Below are 22238 nucleotides of genomic sequence, written 5' to 3'. Positions count from 1 at the left end.
AAGACCCGGGAATGCTGGACTCCCGGGTCTTTTCTGTATCAGCAGGGGGTGCCCGGATGTTTTGTTTACCGGACACTAATTCCTATTGTTGATCTGATAGTGGGATCAGAAGAAACTATAAAAAAACTGGAAAAGAATGCTTTCGATTATATATGGGCTGGGTCAGCAGGGATTTTCAATGTTATGGATCTATCTAATGGCTCAGGAGTGAGAAGAACACCTTCTTCCACCTCATGAGAATGGGCATTTCTAACTTCTGAGACCGAATAGACATTGCGGAGAAGCGCGTGCCACGGCTTGGAGCCTGTAAGCATATCGTTGGAAATCGTGATGGTATTGCCGGTTCGTACTGCCTCAGCATGCAATATTCTTTCTCCGTGGACGTTATAAACATCCGTTTCGGCTTCCTGGTTATTACCGAGGGCAAATAAATGAAACGTAACATTCTCTGCATAATCATAATCCGGCTTCTGTTCGTTGACTCCGACAGCAAGAAGTGTATTTTCCCGAACAAAGAGAGGGAGGTGAAAATAATCGTAGGTATCCTTGATCCAGGATCCTCCATAGATTTCTTCATTGGTTATCAAGTTTGTCCATGTGCCTTCGGGCAGGTAAGTGGAAGCAATGCCGTCTTCATTGAAAACAGGAGCCGCCAGGATGGAATCCCCCAGCATATACTGTGTATCGACAAAGGTGCACGAAGGATCTTCCGGGAACTCCATCATCATAGGACGCATGAGTGGAATGCCGGATTTGGAAGTCATGCAGGCGGACGTGAAAATATAAGGCATTAAGCGATGTTTTAGTTTTATGAAAAATCTGGTAACATCGACAGCTTCCTCATCAAAAAGCCATGGAACACGGTAGGAAGAACTGCCGTGCAGACGACTGTGCGATGACAACAAACCAAAGGCGGTCCACCTTTTAAAAAGGTCAGGAGCTGCTGTATTTTCAAAGCCGCCGATATCATGACTCCAATATCCGAATCCGGATGAAGTAAGGGATAAGCCTCCCCGGAGACTTTCCCCCATGGATTCAAAACTGGCAGAACAGTCTCCTCCCCAGTGAACGGGGAATTGCTGTCCGCCGGCCGTTGCGGATCTAGCAAATAAGACTGCTTGATGTGTACCTAATTTCCCGCGTAGAAGATCGAAAACCAACCAGTTGTACATTTGGGTGTAATAATTATGCATTTTATATGGATCGGACCCATCATAGTAGACAACATCTGTTGGTATTCGTTCTCCAAAATCTGTTTTGAAGCTGTCCACTCCCATATCTATAAGTGCCTCGAGTTTTTCTCTGTACCATGCCCTGGCATCCGGATTTGTGAAATCTACAATTCCCTGTCCCGCCTGCCACAGATCCCACTGCCAGACATCACCATTCGGTCTTTTTAATAAATAACCATTATTCATTCCCTCTTCAAATAGTTCTGATTTCTGGGCAATGTATGGATTGATCCAAACGGAAATTTTCAGCCCTCTGTCTTTCAATCGTTTTAACATTTTTTCTGGTTCTGGAAATGTGCTGCGGTTCCATTTGAAATTACACCATTCATACTCCTTCATCCAAAAGCAGTCAAAGTGAAAAACGCTTAACGGGAGATCGCGTTTATGCATCTCGTCTATAAAATGATTCACGGTCCCCTCATCGTAATCCGTGGTAAAAGACGTTGTTAACCACAGGCCGAAAGACCAGGCCGGTGGCAGGGCAGGCTTTCCTGTTAAGTCTGTATAATGTTTCAGTACGTCTTTAGGCGTGGGTCCGTTTATAATATAGTAATCCAGCTTTTCACCTTCCACACTGAATTGGGATTTTGAAACAATCTCAGAACCAACTTCAAAAGAAACAAGTTCAGGATGATTCACAAAAACACCATATCCATTATTGGAGAGATAAAAAGGTATGTTTTTGTATGCCTGTTCGGTGCTGGTGCCTCCATCTTTATTCCATATATCTACGGTCTGTCCGTTTTTCACAAAAGGAGTGAAGCGTTCTCCCAATCCATAAATATTTTCACCTACCCCAAGATTCAATTGTTCTCTCATATAAGTGCTGCCATCTTCAGAGGTAATATAAGCCAGGCTGTTCGGAGAACTATTTGTAAGGTTTTTGTTACGATTCAAGAAGTCTACACTCCATGTATCTTTATGAATACGGGCTTTTAGGCTGCCGCTTTGAAGCAGGGCAAAGCTTTCATTGTCTTCAATGATTGCTTCGGATGCATTTTCTGATAAGTCAAACCAGGGCCCTCGTTCTTTCTGTCCCTTGAAATGCCAAGCCTGCACCCGGATGACATTATTTAAGGGAGATGACACCTTTACGGTCAATAATGGCCCGTCGAGGGTGTCGCCACGGTGATTGATATACTTGCAGGGGGCATAGAAGGTAATGCTGTTATCTCCGCGCTGTACGTCATATACAAGTTTCGGTGTATAAATTTTATAACCAGGCTGTGTCAGCCAATTGCCGTCTGAAAATTTCATTCTTTCCATTCACCTCTCTGTAAATTAATTGTTATTTCACCGCACCGCTTGCAAGACCTTTGACTAAGCGCTTTTGAAGTATTATGAAAATAATTAATACAGGAAGAGCGGAAATAGTAGCAAACGCCATTAATAAGTTCCATTCGATCCCGTATTGTCCAATAGCGTTATAAATGCCTGCAGTCAGGGGCCAGAGTTCCTGGCTTCGGTTAAATGTAATACTGAAGATCAAATCCCCCCATGTGAAGAAAAAGGAAACAGCCCCGCAGACAATAATACTGGGGGTGGCAAGAGGCATGATAATACGTATAAACGCACTCAAAGGATTACATCCGTCAATCCTGGCTGCGTCTTCCAATTCTCTTGGAATACCGAGGAAAAAGGTTCGTAAAATTAATACAGAGAATGGAATCCCTAACGTTGCGCAGGCAAGGATCGGTCCGATGTAAGAGTTTAAAATTCCCGACTGGTCAAACAGAATAAACAGCGGAGTCAAAATAACCGTAGCCGGCAGCATTTGTGTGACCAGGAATAAGAGAATAAATAATTCTTTCCCTTTTATCGAAAAGCGGGCAAGTCCGTACGCAGAAGGTACGGATAGTACCAGTACAATCAGAGTTGTAGAGCTCGCAATTAACAGACTGTTGGCGAAATTACGTATTATCCCCCGTTGAAATATTTCCTGATAACTATTGAACTGCCAATCTGCCGGTAAAAATGTAGGAGGAACTTGAAAGATCTCATTCTGCGTTTTAAGAGATGTTACGATCATCCAGAACACAGGAAATAAAAAGATAAAAACGATCAAAATACCGGCAATGTTCAGCAGCCATTCTTTCTTTCTGTTTTTCATGCTTACATCACCTCATCATTTTTGATCATTTTTAAGTAGACCAAACTTACAACAAATAGAATTAAAAAGAGAATATTCGCGGTTGCAGCTCCCATGCTGAATTCAAAATCGCTGAAAGAGTATTGGTAGGACAAGGTGGAAAGTACTTCTGTAGCATTTACAGGTCCTCCCCCTGTCATCACAAAAATTAAGTCAAATACCTTAAATGTATAAATGAAGCCAAGCATCATGACGACCAGTATAACCGGGCGCAGCAAAGGGACGGTAATGTGGAAAAACTTCTGAATAATACTGGCTCCATCAAGACTCGCACTTTCATAAATATCTTCAGGCAGGTTGCTTAATCCCGTAGAGAGCAGAAGCATATTGAATGGAATGCCCACCCATATATTTGCCAGAACTACACTCCATAGAGCCATCTGCGGACTGGTCAGCCATGGAATCGGATTTTCAATTATCCCTATAGATAATAAGAATTGATTAAATATTCCTCCATCAGCACCCATCATGAAACGAAATAAGAGAGCGGAGATAGTGAGAGGGATGAGCCAGCTCACCATCATAATCCCCCGCAAAAATGAAGCAAGACGAAATTTCATACTGAAAAACAAAGCCAATAGAAATCCGATGACGAACTGAAACACAACGCTTCCAACGGTGTAAAGCAGTGTATTTTTTACAGAAATCCAGAAAACACTGTCTTGAAATAGATTCATATAGTTATCGAAGCCAATGAGACTTGACTCGCCGGTGTTTAATCCCTGCAGGTCAACGTTTTGAAAACTTAAAATCAGGTTGTAGAGTAAAGGATAACCTATGAGAGCCAGCATATAGATAACTGCTGGAAATAAAAACAAATATCCATTCCAACGTCCGGGTAATTTTTTAAGCATGATAAATCTCCTTACACACCCATTTTGTGAACGAACGGTAATAAGGGAACGGGAGACAGATAGTTTTGAGCTATCCGTCTACTCCGAAATATTTGAAACTTCTTCTGCTGCATCTTTCATAGCTTGTTCCGGTGATTTTGAATCAGTTAAAGATTCCTGGAGTGCTAACTGTATAGCTTCCGAAACATTCGGCCATTCAGGAGATGGTCCTCTTGCTTGAGCATATTCCATTATTGGAAGGAAGCTGGAAAGGTGCTTATCTTCACTCCAATGATTGGATTCATTCAATATATCCTGCCGTGGAGGGAAGACTCCGGTTTCTGCTGTATAATCTGTAAGTTGTTCAGGTGATGTAAGCCATTTCATGAAATCCCAGGAAGCTTCGACATTTCCGCCTGCCACACTGGTTAAATTGGCTCCACCAAGGGTAGAAGCATGCTTTTCAGCTTTTGGAATTTCAGCAATATTGAAATGTAAATCAGGATTCTCTGATTTAATTCGTTCAATGTTCCACGTTCCATTAATCATCATCGCCAGATTACCTGTACTGAACTGACGGGCTAGATCATCCTGCGTGGCGTTAATGACACTGGAACTCATGGAACCGTTATCGACCAATTCATTTACCAAGGATAAAGCCTGCGTGGCTCCGTCAGATCCAAGGCTTTTATAGTCAGCTCCAGCGGATAAGAGAAAAGGATAGAATTGGAAGGTGGATTCTTCCGATTTTGCTGCTGACATGCCAAATCCCTGGACTGACCCTTGAGTCAGTTGAGAAGCAGTATCTTTCAAATCCGACCACGTTTCAGGAGGGTTGGAAATGCCGGCTTCTTCAAACATGTCTTCATTATAATAAAGTCCTAACGTGTTGCTTGTAACTGGAAGTCCATAATATTTACCGTCATACATCGTAGAATCTAAAGGGCCTTCAAGGAACTGTTCTGTTTGATCCCAATTTTCAATCTGTTCGGTTAGATCTGTGAGGATTCCTTGTTCAGCAAAAGCCGCATTATCGACGTTGTCCATAAAAACCATGTCGGGAAGATTACTCCCGGCAGATCCGACAGACAACTGTTTCTTAATTTCGTCAAACGGAACATATTCAGTTTTAACAATGACTTCATCTTGAGAATTGTTATATTCCTCTACCAGTTCATAAAACTTCTCCTGCTGCACACCGGTGAAGTAATCCCAAACTAAAATCTCGTCAGCAGAATCACCCTCATTGTTCTCTTCCTCAGAAGATGAGGTACTTCCGTCGTTACTGCCACATGCCCCCAAGACCATGAACGTGATAACCGCGCTGACCAGCCCCAGACTTTTAGCAAACAGCTTCATTTTTACACCCCTTACTTTAAGTTTAGATAGTTTAAATGATGAACAAAGTACAAAGTGATAATGGATGCGTTTTCTAACATAGGATGATGACTTTTAGGATAGAATAAGAGATAGATGTAGACTTATTATACGATTATTTTTATGCTATTATGTTTAATAAATAAACAAACGTTGGAGGATTACGATGAAAACCGGTGATCAGGAGTTAGTGAAAAAAATTAATAAATCCATTGTTCTGCAGACGATACAGGCATCGAGTCCAATATCCAGAGCACAGATCTCGAAGGAATCGGGGTTGAACAAGGCAACGGTATCGGGGCTCGTGAGCGAGTTGATGGAAGAAGACTTTGTGCTTGAAATCGGGACCGGGCTCTCAAGCGGCGGCCGGAAACCGGTTATGCTTTATTTTAACCAGACAGCCGGCTATGCCATTGGTATCGATCTCGGAGTCAACTACATACTGGCTGTGCTGACGGATCTGCAGGGTCAGGTGGTGGAAAAAATAGAGGAGCCGCTGGAGGAAACGTTTCCCGGAGTGGTTCTGCCTATGCTTAAGAATATTATCAACACATTGATGGAAACACAGCCGGCCAGTTCCTACGGAGTAGTCGGCATAGGCGTTGGTGTGCCGGGTATTACGGACAACAACGGGTCCATCCTGTTCGCGCCGAACCTGAACTGGGAACAGGTGAATGTGAAGCAGGATCTGGAGCAGTATTTCGAGCTCCCGGTGGTGATTGAAAACGAAGCAAAAGCCGGTGCCCACGGTGAAAATATTCACGGAGCGGGCAGAAAAAGTTCCGATTTTGTTTACATCAGTCTCGGCATCGGTATTGGAACCGGCATTATTATTGATGACAAATTATACAAAGGTGCCCGCGGAATGTCGGGGGAGATGGGACATATCTCCATCGATGCGAATGGGAAGAAATGCCGCTGCGGGAACAAAGGGTGCTGGGAATTGTACAGTTCGGAGAGTACATTGCTGGAGCAGGCGGCGAAACTGCCTTCGATGGAAGGGAAAGAGCTGAGCCTGAACCAGTTGATACAGGAAGCAGAAGCCGGGAACGGGGAGGTTCTTTCCTTGCTCAGCCGCATCGGGGAATATGTGGGCATCGGACTGACCAATGTCGTGAACACGTTCAACCCGGAACAGATTATTATCGGCAACCGTCTGTCCAAAATCCAGCGCTGGCTCGAGAATCCTATTCACCACGTGCTGGAGCAGCGTCTGCTTCCGCCCTTTTACGAAGGTCTGGAGGTTTCTTTCTCCCAGTTCGGCATTGAATCCTGCGCTCTTGGTTCCGCGGCGTTTTCGGTGGAAGCGTTCTTTTCGGAAAACAAAGTCACCGTTACCTGAAGGGCGGAAAATCCGGCGCGGCGCGGTGTTTTCAGCGGAATTTCTGCTGCTGAAGGCACCGCGCTTTTTTTATGGAACTCTGTAGTGGACACTAAATATTCAAATTGTACCTCCAGTGTCCATGGAGGCGGTTTTGATGGATACTATCTTTCTAAAGTAAGCAACTAGTGTCCATTGCCGTCAGCCCGTAACCACTAATCCATTATTTCAGCAGGGTAGTGTCCCCATAACGCTATTTCGCGGACACTAAGCTTTCGTTATAGATTGTTAGTGTATCTATAGGGGGGATTTTCACCCAGTATGAATTAATTAATTTAATTAATAATTGACTTTCAACGCGATCGCTATTAAACTACTTCTGAAAGCGTTTTCTATCAAACAACGGACATATACATAAAAGCATCTATTGTAGACTCGAAAAAAAAGAGAGGGTTTCACATGATAAACAAACAGCTTCCAAAGATTTGGTTTGGCGGGGATTACAATCCGGAGCAGTGGGACAGGGAGACGTGGGATGAAGACGTGCGGATGTTTAAGCTCGCCGGCATTGATGTGGCGACATTAAATGTGTTTTCCTGGGCGCAGAATCAGCCGGATGAAGACACGTGCCATTTTGAATGGCTCGATGAACAGATTGACCGCCTGTATGAACAGGGGATTTATACGTGCCTGGCTACGAGCACGGCTGCTCATCCGGCGTGGATGGCAAAGAAATATCCCGATGTGTTACGGGTGGATTTCCACGGGCAGCAGCGGAAGTTCGGAGGGAGGCATAATTCCTGCCCCAACAGCCCGACTTACCGGAAGTATTCCGAGAGAATTGCGGAAAAACTGGCAGCGCGTTACAAAGAGCATCCCGGAGTGCTGATCTGGCACGTATCCAATGAATACGGAGGATACTGTTACTGCGGGCACTGCGAAGCAGCGTTCCGGGAGTGGCTGAAAGAAAAATATAAGACACTCGATGAAGTGAACAGAGTATGGAATACCCGTTTCTGGGGCCATACGTTTTACGACTGGGATGAAATCGTCGCCCCGAGTGCTTTAAGTGAGGAGCGCAAAGGGAGTGAGACAGATTTTCAGGGGATCTCCATCGATTACCGCCGGTTTATGTCCGACAGCCTGCTGGAGTGTTTTCAGCTGGAATACAACGCACTCAAAAAACACACCCCCGATACGCCGGTGACGACGAATCTCATGGGCACCTTCCCGATGCTTGATTATTTCAAATGGGGAAAAGAGATGGATGTTGTGTCGTGGGACAACTACCCGGCCATGGATACCCCGGTCAGCTACACCGCCATGACGCATGATTTAATGCGCGGGCTGAAAAGCGGACAGCCCTTTATGCTGATGGAACAGACACCGAGCCAGCAGAACTGGCAGTCTTACAACTCTTTGAAACGGCCGGGCGTGATGAGGTTGTGGAGTTATCAGGCGGTGGCGCGGGGAGCCGATACGGTTCTGTATTTTCAGCTGCGACGTTCCGCCGGGGCCACGGAAAAATTTCACGGTGCCGTTATTGAACACGCGGGTCATGAACATACGAGGGTGTTCAGGGAAACCGCGGAGCTTGGCAGAGAGTTGGACGTGTTGTCGGATGAAGTGCTGGACAGCCGGGTGCAGGCCAGAGCCGCCATCGTTTTTGACTGGGAAAACCGGTGGGCGGTTGACTTGTCGAGCGGTCCGTCCGCGGCGCTTGATTATGTGACGGAAGTGCACAAATATTATGAGGCCTTGTACAAGCAGAATATCCAGGTGGACATGATCGGGGTGGAAGAGGACCTGAGCGGCTATGACCTTGTCATTGCGCCTGTATTATACATGGTGAAACGCGGATACGCGGATAAGCTGAAGACGTTTGTGAATAATGGCGGTACTTTTGTTACCACATTCTTCAGCGGTATCGTCGATGAGCATGATCTTGTCACCCTTGGAGGTTATCCGGGAGAGTTACGAAGTCTGCTCGGCATTTGGGCCGAAGAGATCGATGCGCTGCCGCCGGAGAAGAAAAATCAGATTGTCATGAAAGAACCATGGGAGCACGGGCAAAAAGAATATAACTGCCGGCTGCTGTTTGATCTTATCCACGCGGAAAGCGCTGAGGTGCTGGCGGAGTATGGTTCCGACTTTTACGCGGGCATGCCGGTTGTCACGAAGAACTCCTATGGCAGCGGAAATGCCTTCTATGTTGCGTCGAGTCCGGAAGGGGACTTTCTGAAAGATTTCCTCCGCGACCTTTGTGAAAAGCAGGGGATAGCCCCGCTTGTGACATACGCCGACGACGGGGTGGAAGCCTCGGAACGCCGCAGCAACAGTGGTTCCTATTTGTTTCTCATGAATCACAACGACCGCACGTCCTCGTTTGATATTGGAGAGAGACAGACAGAAGATCTGCTCACAGGAGAAACGGTTACCGGAGCGCATACGCTTGAGCCAAAAGGGGTAATGATTTTAAAGGACTCCCAGTAAGAAAATAAAGCATACCAAAAAAGCTTCCGCCCATCTGTATCGACAGGCGGAAGCTTTGTTATTCTTCTGTCATTTTTGTAATTCTCACTTTTTCAATCCGGTTTTTGTTCATCTTGATAATTTCAAAGTACAGTGAATCATATTCCAGTGTTTCTCCTTCTTTTGGTATCTTTTCCATTTCTTTATATAGAAATCCTGATATTATATCCTCATCCTCCGGAATACTCTCCCGGAACAGATCATTGAGACGGCGGAGACCGAGCTTGCCGTGGCAGACGATATGTTTCTCCGACAGTTCCTCAATCAACTTCTCCTCCCCGTCGTCGGTTTCATCAGCGATTTCCTGGCCGATCATCGCTTCAATAATGTCTTCGTGACTGATAATGCCGCTGGTGCCGCCGTATTCATCCAGCACGATGGCCAGGTGCTTTTTCTCTTTGAGCATCATTTTAAAGACTTTCTCAATATTGGTCGTTTCGACAATGTAGAGCGGATAATTATCGGTGAAATCCGCCAGACTCAGGCTCGGCTCTTGGGCCCATTTAAGGAGCAGCTTAGAGTGAAAAATACCGATGATATGGTCCATATCCCCGTCATACACGGGATAACGGGTATGATTATTCTCGAGCACGATGGCTTCGGCTTCGTCGTACGAGCTTCCGGCCGGGATGCCGGTGATATCGATGCGAGGCGTTTTCAGGGCGTCTTTCACATCTTTATTGTAAAAGTCGATGACCCCTTTGATCCGCTGGGTTTCATCGCTTTCAAACGTTCCTTCCGACGAACCGATGTCGACCATCGTTTTCAGTTCCTCTTTGGAGAAAGAGGACTGCTCTTTTTCCCCTTTTGAAATAACCCGTATAACCGCACCTGTGAAATGCGACAGCAGGTATGTCAGTGGTTTGAAAATAATCATCACGGCCCGTATCACCGGAGCGACCAAGTAGGCAATCCGGTCGGCAAAGGTAGCGGCTGTTGATTTTGGCAGCACTTCAGAGAAGACAATAATGGTAACAGTCAGAGCGGCTGAAGCGATGCCGACGTTAATACCGTAATCGAGCGCCACGATGGTGACCAGCGTAGGGAGGGTAATATTGGATATATTGTTGCCGATCAAGATCGCGGTAATCATCTCATCGGGACGTGAAATCATATGTAATAATTTTTGGGACGCTTTATCTCCGTTATCCGCGCGTGATTTTACTTTCATCTGATTGACGGCGGTGAGAGCCGTTTCGCTGCCTGATAAAAACAGGGATACACAGAGTAAAACGATAATAGCAGCTATCATGTAACCATCCTCCAACGTTTGAACGTGTTCCACACTCCTTACTATACCCTTTCCAAAACAGAAGAAACACGGAATTATTTTGCGAATTGTATGTAAAAAAGAAACGATGCATAGTAAAATCTGTCGTAGAATGTAATGTTTGAGGGGAGAGGTAGATGAAGAACGTGGATAAGCGATTTCGTATTGCACACCGGGAAGCCTGGATCGGGGTCGGCCTGGTGGTATTCAATTTTCTGTGGTGGTTTGGTTTTGCCTATGGACTGGGGTCGGCTGATCCTTCAGCGTACCATTATGTTCTTGGTATGCCGGCCTGGTTTTTCTACAGCTGCGCCCTGGGGTCTATTGTAATGATGGTGCTGGTCAGCGCCGTAGTAAAGCTTTTTTTCAAAGAAGTACCGCTTGACGATGAGGAGGGATCTTCATGAACTGGGGAGTTGTGATCCCTCTGATTGTATTTGTGACGGCGATTTTCGGCATCGGTTTCTGGGCATCGCGGCAGATGGCATCCAAGCGTGACTTCCTGCAGGAGTATTTTCTGGGAAGCCGGGAGCTTGGCGGGCTGATCCTTGCGATGACGATGATTGCAACGTACGGAAGTGCGAGCAGTTTTGTCGGCGGTCCGGGAGTGGCTTACACCCAGGGGCTCGGCTGGGTACTGCTTGCGATGTCCCAGACGGCAACCGGTTACTTCGTACTTATGATTCTTGGGAAAAAATTTGCGGTAAAGGCGCGGCAGTATAAGGCTGTAACGCTTGTTGATTACCTGAAAGGACGTTATCAAAGCAAGGCTGTTGTGCTGCTCAGCGCGGCGAGCATTATTATCTTCCTGTTTTCAGCGATGGCTGCGCAGTGGGTGGGAGGTGCCCGTTTGATTGAGTCACTGACGGGGCTTTCCTACACATCCGCTTTGTTTATCTTCGCCGCCGCGGTGATTGTATACGTGATTATCGGCGGGTTCCGTGCTGTTGTCGTCACGGACACGCTGCAGGGCATTGTGATGTTTTTCGGTACCCTTATTATACTTATTGGAACCATTATAGCAGGCGGCGGTATGGGTAATATTATGTCCGATCTTGCCGCAGAAAACCCGAATCTTGTGACACCGTTTGGTCACGACGGCAGCCTGACACCAAGGTACGTTTCTTCGTTCTGGATTCTCGTCGGTGTAGGTGTCATAGGTCTGCCGCAGGTGGCGGTGCGGGCGATGTCCTATAAAAGCTCCAAAGGGATGCACCGGGCGCTCATTATCGGCACGGTGGTCACGGCGTTTATGATGTTTGGGATGCACCTTGTCGGCGTCATGGCGCGTCCAATTCTGCCCGGCATTGAAACACCGGATTCCGTGATGCCGCGGATCGCGATGGAAGTGCTGCCGGCCTGGCTTGCCGGTATCGTGCTGGCCGCACCGATGGCAGCTATCATGTCCACGGTGGATTCGCTGCTTCTGCTTGTCAGCTCCACTGTGGTGAAAGATGTGTATGTGAACTACATGAAACCCGATGCGTCCCGGCAGCAGGTGAAGCGGGTCAGTTTCGGGGTGACGGCGGTTCTTGGGATCAGCGTGTTTGCGATGTCGCTCAGTCCGCCTGATCTGTTAATCTGGCTGAACCTGTTCGCTTTCGGAGGCCTTGAATCCGCCTTTATCTGGCCGGTCGTGCTCGGTCTGTACTGGTCGAAAGGAAACAAATACGGAGCGCTGGCATCGATTATTATCGGCGTCGCCGCGTACAGCCTGATTCATAATCTGTGGCCGGAACCGTTTGGCATGCATACGGTGACGCTTCCGGTACTGCTGTCATGCGCGGGGTATATTACAGCAACCCTTGTTTCCCGGAGCTTTATGGATACCAGGCTTTCCCGGCAGTAATGTTTACAGACGGATGTACAGAGGGAATTATTGCTTCCAACAAGATCGACAATACAATGGGCGAGGAGGTTAATAGATGAAATATTTATACCGCACCGGACTGCTTCTTTGTGCAGGAGCCGCAGTGATCGGAGGCTCTTTATTCTATGCCGGCGGCGCAGATGCAGCGGAGGCTTTTTCCGATGTTCGTAACAGTCACTGGGCGTCGGCCTCCATTCAGCGCCTCGCGGAAGAAAACATTGTGAACGGATATTCTGACGGCACGTACCACCCCGGGGAAGAGATTAACCGGGGGCAGGTCGCGGAACTGTTGACGACAGCGTTCAGTTTGAACACAGGGAGTACGGCTTCGTCTTTCAGCGACCTCGATCGCGGCAGCTATTATACCCCGTTTGCTGAAGCGGTGAATGAGGCAGGGTATATGACCGGAAACGCCAACAGGTTTGAAGCAGGAGCGGATTTAACCAGGCAGCAGATGGCCACGGTTCTTGTGCGTGCTTTCTCCCTGGAAGATGAGGGGGACGGGGCAGGAATCCGTGACTTAAGCAGCGCGGCTCCCACCCATCGTCCGAACATAGAGATTCTCGCCCAGCACGGCATTACACAGACAAGCAGCGGGATGTTCCGTCCGGATGAAACCGTGACGAGAGATCAATTCGCTGTCTTTTTGGATCGTGCCAGAGCGGCGGCACATACAAGAGATGCAGGAATTCTTGAAGCAGCCTCTTCCGGACGGAATACGATGGATGTCAGTTTTGACCGGCAGCTTTCAGCAATCAGTGTAGATGACTTCTCCTTTCAGCCTCCTGCCGTAGTCTTGAGTGTGGAGTTTGTGGATGCTGAAAATTCTCCGGCCGGAAGCGATGACGCTGTCACTGTAGTCCGCCTGACGACAGGGACACAGGAAGGAAGTCATAGGCTTTATTACAAAGGCGGGCGAACGGAAATTGAACTGTGATAGGTAACATACAGATACCCCGTCTAAGAAGAGAGAGGAGAGAGTATTGTTGTCCAATATTGTAAAATGGACCGCCGGCGCTGCGCTGTTGCTTGCTGCCTTTACGGCGGCATTTCATCTGCAGGCGCCAAAGGCAGAAGCGGCGGCAGCTTTTTCGGATGTGGAAGAGGAGTACTGGGCATCCGGATCGATTCAGCGTCTTTCAGAGAAAGGAATACTGGGCGGCTATTCCGACGGTACCTTCGCTCCCGGTGAAGAGATTAACCGGGGCCAGGCGGCGTCGATGCTCGTACGCGTGTTTGACCTGAATATGGAGGAGCAGCCGGAATCCACGTTTGAAGACCTGAACGCGGGCAGTTATTTCACCCCGGCGGCAGAAGCCGTCAAAGAAGCAGGATTGATGGGAGGAAGGGAAAATAACACACTTTTTTCTCCGGATATGAATTTAAGCCGGGAACAGATGGCTTCGATATTGGTACGGGCTTTTGGATTGCAGGCCCGGGGAGGCGGACAGACGGCGATTGCTGATATCGAGGACGCGTCCCAGACCCACCGGGCGAATATTGACATACTGGCGGGCCATGGTATTACCGCCACACCGGATCAGCGTTTTCATCCCCGGGAACCTGTCACCCGCGCCCAGTTTGCCGTCTTTCTCGAGAGGGCACAGGCTGATGAATATACGAAGGAACAGGGATTGACAGGTGTCAGCATTGTTGATGATGAAACCATTGATGTGCAATTTGAGCAGACGCCGGAGGACATGGAAGCCGGACAATTCTCGTTCGACCCGGCCGTGAACGTATCACAGGCTGAGACAGTGGGAAGGAACACGGTTCGTTTGACGGTCGAGCCCATGGAGCACGACCAGGCTTATTCTCTGTTGTATCAGGGAACGTGGACAGGGATGACTGTGGAAACGGCACCGGAACCGGTTGTCGAAGACGTGATGGCCTCTGATCTGAAGCAGGTCACGGTGCGGTTCAACACGAACGTGAGCGGCATGAACCTAACGGATCCTGAAGCTTACAGACTGGCTACTACGGGAGGCAGTACGATAGCGGTCGAGAGCGTTCAGGCCCAGGGAGATACTGTCACCCTGAACCTGAACGAAGCCCGTCCGCAGGGCGATACCGCTGTTCTGCAGCTGTCCGCCCCGGTTGTGCCGGAATCCGAAACGTACAACCTGGTGTTTTTTGATGAAACGTTGTAGAACGAGGAATGGGATGTAAAAGAGGCTCCCGGTTATCCTGAGCGATAGCCGGGGGCGTTTTTGTGTATATGAGAAAAACAAGTGGTGCTGTCTGCTATGCCCGTCGTGGACACTACGAGTTGAAAATAAGAGATTAGTGTACGCTCACCGCTGGTTGGTGGACACTATTTCGCCGCGCCGGCAGGTTAGTGTCTACGAACATAACTTCCGTGGACACTATGCATGCCGCCGAATGATTTAGTGTCCACACCCGTGAATGCCGTCAAATCATACCGCTTTTCATAGAAGAAAACCATATTGTAAACGCATACAAAATAACATTAATTAAGTTAATTTATATGATATAATGAAAGGGACGACAGGACGGAGGGCACAAGATGGTACAGACCGGAAGCTTTCAGTGGATGAAATCATTAAATAAATCCATCATATTAAATAAAATACGTACGAACGGACCGATTTCACGCGCCCAGATCGCCAAAGACACCAAGCTGACACCGCCGACCGTGAGCAGTATCGTGAAAGAGTGGCTGGACCAGGGTTTTGTGAAAGAAAGCAGTCTCGGAACGTCGCAGGGCGGACGGAAACCGACGATGCTTGAAATGAACAACAGTGAATTTTTTGTGATAGGTATTGATGCAGGACCGAATGAAATGGAAATGATTTTATCGGATTTATCCGGAGAAGTCGTTGATGGTGCCCGGACTCCGATCACCCTGCCGATTCAGGAACATGATTTTATGGAGATGCTGCAGGATGGCATCCGTCGTTTTTTACATAAATATAACCATCTTCGTGACAAAATAATCGGCATTGGTGTTGCCATGCACGGGGTGGTGGATGCCGCATCCGGGATATCACTGTATGCGCCGAACCTGAATCTGCGTGACATGCCGGTAAAAGAGAAACTGGAAGCTGCTTTTCCCTATTCGGTGAAAGTCGAGAATGACGCAAGAGCGATGGCGCTCGGAGAAGCCTGGTTCGGCGAAAGCGGAGAGGCCCACAGCATGATGGCCGTCAATATCGGCCGCGGCATCGGAGCCGGTATGGTGATAGACGGAAAGCTGTATCACGGGGAATTTGATACAGCAGGAGAAGTCGGGCACATGACGATTGATATTCACGGAGAAACGTGTCAGTGCGGCAATACCGGGTGTCTCCAGACGATGGCCTCCGGACCGGCACTTGCCGCCAAAGCAGAGAGACTGGCAGCATCCGGCGAAGCCGCCGCACTGTCTGAAAGAGCTTCCCGCAGCGGCGGCGTCATCACCGGAGAACTGGTGTATGAAACGGCGCTGGCAGGGGATGAGGTATGCCGGAAGCTGCTCGAAGACACCGGCCGTTACATCGGTATCGGCTTCACGAACCTGATTCACGTCATGAACCCCGGCAAAATCGTGATCGGAGGAGGCGTGTCCAACGCAGCATCTTATATCCTCCCCCCGATAAAAGAAGAAATCAAGAAGCGGGCCCTGACGACAAAAGCCAAGCATACCGACGTCGTCGTGTCCGGTCTCGGCGACCAGGCCACCGCACTCGGCGCCGTCTCGCTCGTACTGGTCGAACTGTTTGACCCTGAAGTGATCGTTTCGCAGTGAATACGCTTTGGATGGTATAACAGTCCATTAACGATTTTGACTAGTGAGGGACTGCTGAATGATAAAGCCACCGATATGTGAAAGAATAGGACAGAATGTCAACTGCTTTGTAAATCATGGTAAGATAAACAAAAGGAGCGTGATGAACGTGACGATGGAATCCTTTAAGGTAAACCTGCCCAAAGAATTTCTCCCAGTGATTCAAACGATGGAAGGATCAGATGTGGATGCTAAAGTAAGAGTATCTCTTGCCATCGGACTTTTTGCCGAAAAACAGGTAACTCTGGCCCGTGCGGCAACGTTAGCGGAAATGCCTTTGGCTGCATTCATTGATGTATTACGCTCAAAAAATCTTCCATGGTTGGAATATACGGAAGATCATTTAAAAGAGGACCAGAAAGCAATACATGACATTCTTAAAGAGGAAGAGAAATGACAAAAGTTCTTGTTAACTCTACGCCTATTATTGGCCTTTCCATGATCGGAAAGCTTTCTCTTTTAACAGATTTATTTGATGATGTGCTGGTCCCCGAAGCGGTTTTTTATGAAATCATTCATGACCACACCTCAAAGTCTCATGGAAAACAGGAACTTTTAGAGTTTATAGATAAAGGAACGTTTCAATTGTACCGCGTCGAAAACAGTCCAATGGTCCAAAAGTTGTACGGAAAACTTCATGAGGGTGAACTGGAAGTTATCGTTGGAGCGAAGGAGTTAAATGTGCCATATGTGATTATAGACGAAAAGGCTGCCCGTACTTTATCGAAAACTTTTATGCTTACGCCAATTGGAACCCTCGGTATTTTATTACTCGCTAAGAAAAAAGGAAAAATTGAAGCCCTCAAGCCAATATTAGATGAGTTGAAGGAATGCAACTTTCATGTATCCAAGTCTCTGCACTATAAAGTGCTGCACCAGGCTGGAGAGTTAAGGTAAAAAAGGATAGGGAATCTAGATTGCTTTTGTAATAGTGCGGCCTTGCACATTAACAATCTTATTCCCGATAAGTGTTTAAAATATTGTAGTAAGTGCAGGTATGTGCCTTAGCACATCTTAAAAAATGTAAGAAAATCGGGGAAATCTAAAAAATATTCAAATTACCACGGGAGGGTACCACCCCTCTCTTTTCTTATTTTATACTGGAAATGTAAGTTTTTATGAAAACACGTCGCAGGCAAAAGATGCTGTGTTTATAAAAGAATGGATGAAGGAGCACTTGGACCGGTTTTGGTAATGGTCACGCATTTCGGGTGAAGGAGACTGGATGATGAGAAAACAATTTTTAAGGGTTGTGTCAACTGCTATTCCGTTGCTGCTGCTTGTTTTGATTCTGAACTTTTTTTCAGGATTAATTCCGACAGACAGTATTCAGGGACTGCCCGTTATTCTGCCGATCTTTCTTTGTCCGGTCGGAGCGGTACTAGGTGTGATTTCCTACAGGTTATACAAGGATAGATGGTCTCTTACCGGCATAGTTTTTAATATAGTAATGTTTTTGTTTCCTGTATTTTACCACGTTATCGGAACAGTCATTTTCGGCGTGTAGAGGAGCATCGTTCCCATTATAATATGTAATAAGACTTTTAGTTTTTGGGCTTTTTTGGCCAGTGTACTGGGTGTTGTGTTTTTTATACTCAGCCATGCCGCAGCTCCCAGTGTACCACAAGGCTTCATGGCCATTCTGACAGCCTTTCTCTACATATCGGCTGTCATTTTACTCCTTGTAGGATTGATATGTGCTGTTACAGCTGTTACTCGAAAAGAACCGAAGAAGATCAAGTACGCAGGCGTTGTTATACCTTTTCTCCTCATTCTTTATTATATACTGGTTCCCGTTATCATGGCATTATTGTGGGGAATGAGCGGCAGTCCTTGATAAAGGGAGGAATCCTCTCTTTTTGTGTGAAGGTATGTACCTGGGAATGCAGTGTGTGGCGTGCACCGGCAAATTACGTAATAAGCACTGGAGGCTTTCGAAATGCAGCAACGAATGTTTTTCCTTGTCACGTATTGGATTATGGTTGCCATTGGATTGGCTTCTTTTTACTACACGTTTATAGACTACGGGTTTGGAATTACGGTGTTAATAACAGTCATTACGGGTACATCAGCTGCTCTCCTGGCAAATGCGCTTAGAAGTCGGTTATTGATTATACTGGCTGTGCTGCTGTTTTTCAGTTCCCTGATTTTTATCGGAATCATCAGTATAGATGACTTGGTGGCAGCGTTTATTGTTGAAGGAAAATGACAGCTTCCGCTCCCATGACTGGAACATACCGACTTTGGCAGGGCAGGAAAAAATGAGTCAAGATGATAGTGCTATCAACAAAGACGTGCCGTAAAAACCAACGGGTATTGCCAGCCACATAAATAATGCACCAACCCAGAATTTGTTTGGATGCCGCAGCATAATGAGTAACCCTATGGCCCAGATCACAATAATCGAAAAAATCCCGGTGCCACATATGTGTTGTCATTCGCGAAGTTTTCAGCTGCTGTTCCCGCAGCCAGGAATGTGGAAAAGATCAACACAGGAATCAGAGTTAACAAGGAATGAATATAAAATTTAGGCTTCGACCACACACTCTATACCTCCATTCATCATATTGCCAAAACACAAATACACTTAAAGTACTATTAAGAAAACAGACAGCTGCCACAACAACTTTATATCAATTTTCTTGAAAAAATGAGAGGATTTACATTTTACATTGCGAGGATAGTTCGTTTTGAGCGGCTTAACCAAAGGGTTGAAAAGGATTCCAGTAAATTTAAGGTAAGGAGCATTCCTGTTAGGGGGATAATGCAATGAATAAAACGGAGAGAACGATAGAAGAAACAGAGGATAAAAGAAAAACTTTTCTTTTTGTATATTGGTTGTTTCTTATCCTGGGAGCAGCTTCTTATTTTCTTTTATTCATAGAGTACACATTTATCATTATAGTGCCAGTCACGTTCTTGAGTGGTGTGGTTGCAACTATATTTACATTTGCACTTAGGAATCTTATAGTAAGAAGTCGTTTATTGATAACATTAGGTGTGTTGTTATCTTTTAGTTCTCTTATTGTTGTGGGTATTTTAGCTTTGATTGATATTGTTATATCCGGTCAAAGTTTTTAGGCGTGTTGCGCATATAAAACCCTTGATTTATTTTACGAGTATTATAAAACTGTTGTAGCATAATTTAATTGAAAATACTCCTAGAGTTATAACAAAAAGGTTTCAATTATTTATAAAGAAGGAGTGTTCAAATTGAAAGGAAAAAATTTACACCTCATCTTTTATTGGCTTGTGTACGTTTGTGGACTGGCTTCTTATGTTCTCTTTTTTGAACCTTATGGGATGATAGCAACTGTAATGACAACGTTGTTTAGTGGTCTGGGAACTATTCTCATCGCAAATGCAATGAAAAATCGGCTGCTCATCTTATTAGGTGTTGTTCTAATCTTAAGCCCGCTTATTGTTTATGGAATTTATGTTTTGTTGGCGACAGTATTTGGTATAGATTTTAATATTGATACCAATCTTTAATACAGAAACTCCTACTGTTAATATACATAGAGGATGAAAAAGAGAAATTGACCCCCTCAACCCAACATGTAACTTAGAACTTAGGTTGAAAAAGGGGGGCCTTGTTTTATGAAAAGACCCCTTTTCTTGCAATTTATTGTTGAAGACCACAACTAGCCAATATTTCAGCCCCAAAAATACCAGTGGAGATATAATTGCTACCTATATCCCCTGTGTTTGCCACACAATCTTGTAAATCTTGGTGACATTCACATTCAGGTTTTCGGTTATAAGCCTCTTCGCTCATTATTATTTAAAACCTGCTAGTTTAAAGATAACGAAACTATCCCATACTAGGTAGAAACCTTCGTTTTACCAGGAGGAGTTTTCGTGAAAGATTTGGAATCAGCGTATGACATCTTTGAATCAGGTTTGAACATACAGGCGCCTTGGCATATTTCGTATCGTACATTAACAGAGAAAGAAAAGACGCTGCACATTTATATTGGATATGCCCGCGGATCTCGCTTTCCCTGTCCAGATTGTGGTCATCATCATTGTCCCGTTCATGATATTTTGGATCAAGATCGAACATGGCGCCATCTGGATTTCTGGCAGTATAAAACGATACTGCATGCCAAAATGCCTCGGGTAAACTGTCCATCCTGCCGTAAAATCCGCACCATCAATCGCATGGTATAAACGTAACATGAGATCCTCCAACATTGCCTTTTCTCCTTCGACCACTAAAAAAACGTAAGTATGGAACAGCCATACTTACGTTTTTATTCATTTTTGTTCCTTTTCCGCACGTATGAACGAAGCCATTCTTACTGGATATCGTCTTTATACTGCATGTACACGACATGGGTTTCGAGGTGTTCTTCGAGTCCGTGACGGCCGTCGGCGCCGCCGATGCCGGATTGTTTGCGGCCGGCGTGGAAGCCTTGGATGGCTTCGAAGTTTTCGCGGTTCACGAAGGTTTCGCCGAATTCAAGACCGTTGACGGCTTTCATGATTTCGTGCATGTTTTCGCTGAAGATGGAAGACGACAGGCCGTATTCGGTGTCATTGGATTTTTCGATGACTTCGTCCATCGTCTGGAACGTCACAATCGGAAGAACCGGTCCGAAGATTTCCTGCTGGATGACGTTCATGTCCTGGGTCACATTACTGAGCACGGTCGGTTCGAAGTAATAGCCGTCTGTGTTTTCAGCTGGTGTTCCGCCGGTTTCGACGAAGGCGCCGGCTTTCACCGCTTCGTTCACCATGTCGGTGACGCTGTCGAGCTGTTCCTGCCCGACGAGCGGACCGATATCGGCATCGCTGTCCTGCAGCGGATCGCCGTACGTGGCCTGTTTCATTTTCTCTGTGATACGTTTCGTGAATGCTTCGGCGACATCTTCATGCACGTAGACGCGTTCGGCGTTGGTGCAGGCCTGTCCGTTATTGATCGTGCGGGACTGGTAGATGTTCTCCACCGCGGTATCAAGATCGGCGTGTTTCGTCACAATCGCCGGTGCCTTGCCGCCGAGTTCGAGGTTCACTTTGGTCATTGTCTGAGCGGCTGCTTCCATCACAGCGGTACCGGCCGGTTTGCTTCCGGTCATGGAAACCATGCCGATGTTTTCGTGGCTGGCCAGGGTGCTGCCGACCGAGGAACCTTTGCCGTAAACAATGTTCAGAACTCCCTCCGGCAGGCCGATACTATGAATGAGCTTCATCATTTCCCCGGCTGTGACCGGTGTGGCCTGCGCGGGTTTAATGACGGCGGTGCATCCGGTCAAGAGCGCCGGTGCGACTTTACGGGCGAAAATGAAGATCGGGAAGTTCCATGGAATGATACCGCCAATCACGCCGATTGGCTTTTTCATAACGAATATATTTTCATTCGAACGGTCACTGTTCAGAATTTCACCTTCATATTTTCTGGCCCATCCGGCCATGTACCGGAAGTAGTCAACAGCTGTATCGACTTCGGCTTCGGACAGGGCAAGGACTTTTCCGTTTTCTTCGGTCAAGGTCCGGGCGAGATGGTCTTTATTCTGCTCAAACAGGTCGGCGATACGGCTTAAATACCCGGCGCGTTCGGATGCAGGGGTCTGACTCCAGCTGCCAAAGGCGCTGCGCGCGGCCTGCACCGCCTGCCTGGTTTCCTCCGCCGTGCCGGACGGGGTGGTCGCAATCGTTTCTTTCGTTGCAGGGTTTTCGACGGTAATAGTGTCGTTATGGCTGGATGTCATCCAATTTCCGTTTATATAATGGGTAAAGGTTGTCATTGGTATACCTCCTGAAACGTTTATCATGATAGAATGGGTACACTTTGATAGAAGGCCGGAATAATGCCGGCTCTACCTGTATTCCACTAAAAGTCCACGTAAAAACATAAGGAGGCT

20 protein-coding genes and 2 pseudogenes are annotated in these 22238 nt (G+C 46.7%); 16 read left to right on the top strand and 6 right to left on the bottom strand.

All coding sequences use genetic code 11. From position 1 onward, the window contains the following. Positions 1–146 precede the first annotated feature (146 nt). From yicI to BM058_RS14175, 4 genes are all read right to left on the bottom strand, one after another. The gene (gene yicI, locus BM058_RS14190; RefSeq protein ID WP_090927713.1) at positions 147–2489 is read right to left on the bottom strand and encodes an alpha-xylosidase; all 2343 of its coding nucleotides are present in this window, start codon (positions 2487–2489) and stop codon (positions 147–149) included. Between the two features lie 31 nt (positions 2490–2520). Beyond that, positions 2521–3342 (bottom strand): carbohydrate ABC transporter permease, encoded by an 822-nt coding sequence (locus BM058_RS14185; RefSeq protein WP_090927712.1) that lies wholly within the window; start codon positions 3340–3342, stop codon positions 2521–2523. A gap of 2 nt (positions 3343–3344) precedes the next feature. After that, the gene (locus BM058_RS14180) at positions 3345–4235 is read right to left on the bottom strand and encodes a carbohydrate ABC transporter permease (RefSeq protein WP_090927711.1); all 891 of its coding nucleotides are present in this window, start codon (positions 4233–4235) and stop codon (positions 3345–3347) included. Positions 4236–4313: 78 nt separating this feature from the next. After that, positions 4314–5573, bottom strand: a complete 1260-nt coding sequence (locus BM058_RS14175) for an ABC transporter substrate-binding protein (protein ID WP_090927710.1) — start codon at positions 5571–5573, stop codon at positions 4314–4316. A 184-nt stretch (positions 5574–5757) separates the two neighbouring features. On the opposite strand from BM058_RS14175, the gene BM058_RS14170 reads away from it, so the two are divergent. After that, positions 5758–6933 (top strand): ROK family transcriptional regulator, encoded by a 1176-nt coding sequence (locus tag BM058_RS14170; protein ID WP_090927709.1) that lies wholly within the window; start codon positions 5758–5760, stop codon positions 6931–6933. A gap of 438 nt (positions 6934–7371) precedes the next feature. After that, positions 7372–9405 (top strand): beta-galactosidase, encoded by a 2034-nt coding sequence (locus BM058_RS14165; protein ID WP_090927708.1) that lies wholly within the window; start codon positions 7372–7374, stop codon positions 9403–9405. Between the two features lie 58 nt (positions 9406–9463). On the opposite strand, the gene BM058_RS14160 is transcribed toward BM058_RS14165, so the two are convergent. After that, positions 9464–10696, bottom strand: coding sequence for a hemolysin family protein (locus BM058_RS14160; RefSeq protein WP_090927707.1), 1233 nt, complete (start codon positions 10694–10696; stop codon positions 9464–9466). 155 nt (positions 10697–10851) lie between these two features. On the opposite strand from BM058_RS14160, the gene BM058_RS14155 reads away from it, so the two are divergent. From BM058_RS14155 to BM058_RS14100, 14 genes and pseudogenes are all read left to right on the top strand, one after another. Then, positions 10852–11121, top strand: coding sequence for a YhdT family protein (locus BM058_RS14155; RefSeq protein WP_090927706.1), 270 nt, complete (start codon positions 10852–10854; stop codon positions 11119–11121). Further along, positions 11118–12563 carry a sodium/pantothenate symporter gene (gene panF / locus BM058_RS14150; RefSeq protein WP_090927705.1) on the top strand — a complete coding sequence of 482 codons (1446 nt, stop codon included), beginning with the start codon at positions 11118–11120 and terminating at the stop codon, positions 12561–12563. The genes BM058_RS14155 and panF overlap by 4 nt, the downstream gene beginning before the upstream one ends. Before the next feature lie 76 nt (positions 12564–12639). Next, positions 12640–12855: pseudogene (locus BM058_RS18915) on the top strand (S-layer homology domain-containing protein); the annotation flags it as partial. An 18-nt stretch (positions 12856–12873) separates the two neighbouring features. Continuing rightward, positions 12874–13032, top strand: a pseudogene (locus BM058_RS18910) (hypothetical protein); the annotation flags it as partial. A 6-nt stretch (positions 13033–13038) separates the two neighbouring features. Further along, positions 13039–13521: an S-layer homology domain-containing protein gene (locus tag BM058_RS18905; protein WP_407690189.1), complete on the top strand. Its 483-nt coding sequence runs from the start codon at positions 13039–13041 to the stop codon at positions 13519–13521. Between the two features lie 49 nt (positions 13522–13570). Then, a complete protein-coding gene (locus BM058_RS14140) occupies positions 13571–14734 on the top strand; it encodes an S-layer homology domain-containing protein (RefSeq protein WP_177195575.1) in 1164 nt (387 codons plus the stop codon). 377 nt (positions 14735–15111) lie between these two features. Further along, entirely contained in the window at positions 15112–16332 is a 1221-nt protein-coding gene (locus BM058_RS14135; RefSeq protein ID WP_090927702.1) for an ROK family transcriptional regulator, read from the top strand. A gap of 154 nt (positions 16333–16486) precedes the next feature. After that, a complete protein-coding gene (locus BM058_RS14130; protein ID WP_090927722.1) occupies positions 16487–16768 on the top strand; it encodes a UPF0175 family protein in 282 nt (93 codons plus the stop codon). Next, on the top strand, positions 16765–17268 hold the full coding sequence (locus BM058_RS14125) for a DUF3368 domain-containing protein (protein WP_090927701.1): 504 nt from the start codon (positions 16765–16767) through the stop codon (positions 17266–17268). Before BM058_RS14130 ends, BM058_RS14125 begins: the two co-directional genes overlap by 4 nt. A gap of 328 nt (positions 17269–17596) precedes the next feature. Continuing rightward, positions 17597–17878 carry a hypothetical protein gene (locus BM058_RS14120; RefSeq protein WP_090927700.1) on the top strand — a complete coding sequence of 94 codons (282 nt, stop codon included), beginning with the start codon at positions 17597–17599 and terminating at the stop codon, positions 17876–17878. Between the two features lie 432 nt (positions 17879–18310). Then, positions 18311–18580 (top strand): hypothetical protein, encoded by a 270-nt coding sequence (locus BM058_RS14115; protein WP_090927699.1) that lies wholly within the window; start codon positions 18311–18313, stop codon positions 18578–18580. A gap of 560 nt (positions 18581–19140) precedes the next feature. Next, positions 19141–19452 carry a hypothetical protein gene (locus BM058_RS14110; protein WP_090927698.1) on the top strand — a complete coding sequence of 104 codons (312 nt, stop codon included), beginning with the start codon at positions 19141–19143 and terminating at the stop codon, positions 19450–19452. A 132-nt stretch (positions 19453–19584) separates the two neighbouring features. Continuing rightward, positions 19585–19863, top strand: coding sequence for a hypothetical protein (locus BM058_RS14105; protein WP_090927697.1), 279 nt, complete (start codon positions 19585–19587; stop codon positions 19861–19863). A gap of 369 nt (positions 19864–20232) precedes the next feature. Further along, positions 20233–20544: a transposase family protein gene (locus BM058_RS14100; RefSeq protein ID WP_090927696.1), complete on the top strand. Its 312-nt coding sequence runs from the start codon at positions 20233–20235 to the stop codon at positions 20542–20544. Positions 20545–20672: 128 nt separating this feature from the next. Here the strand turns inward: BM058_RS14100 and aldA are convergent, their stop codons facing one another. Then, entirely contained in the window at positions 20673–22121 is a 1449-nt protein-coding gene (gene aldA, locus BM058_RS14095) for an aldehyde dehydrogenase (protein ID WP_090927695.1), read from the bottom strand. Between the last annotated feature and the right edge of the window lie 117 nt (positions 22122–22238).

The organism is Salibacterium qingdaonense, assembly GCF_900114715.1.
In the GTDB taxonomy this organism is placed as follows: domain Bacteria; phylum Bacillota; class Bacilli; order Bacillales; family Marinococcaceae; genus Salibacterium; species Salibacterium qingdaonense.
This window is presented reverse-complemented; position numbering and strand designations above follow the sequence as displayed.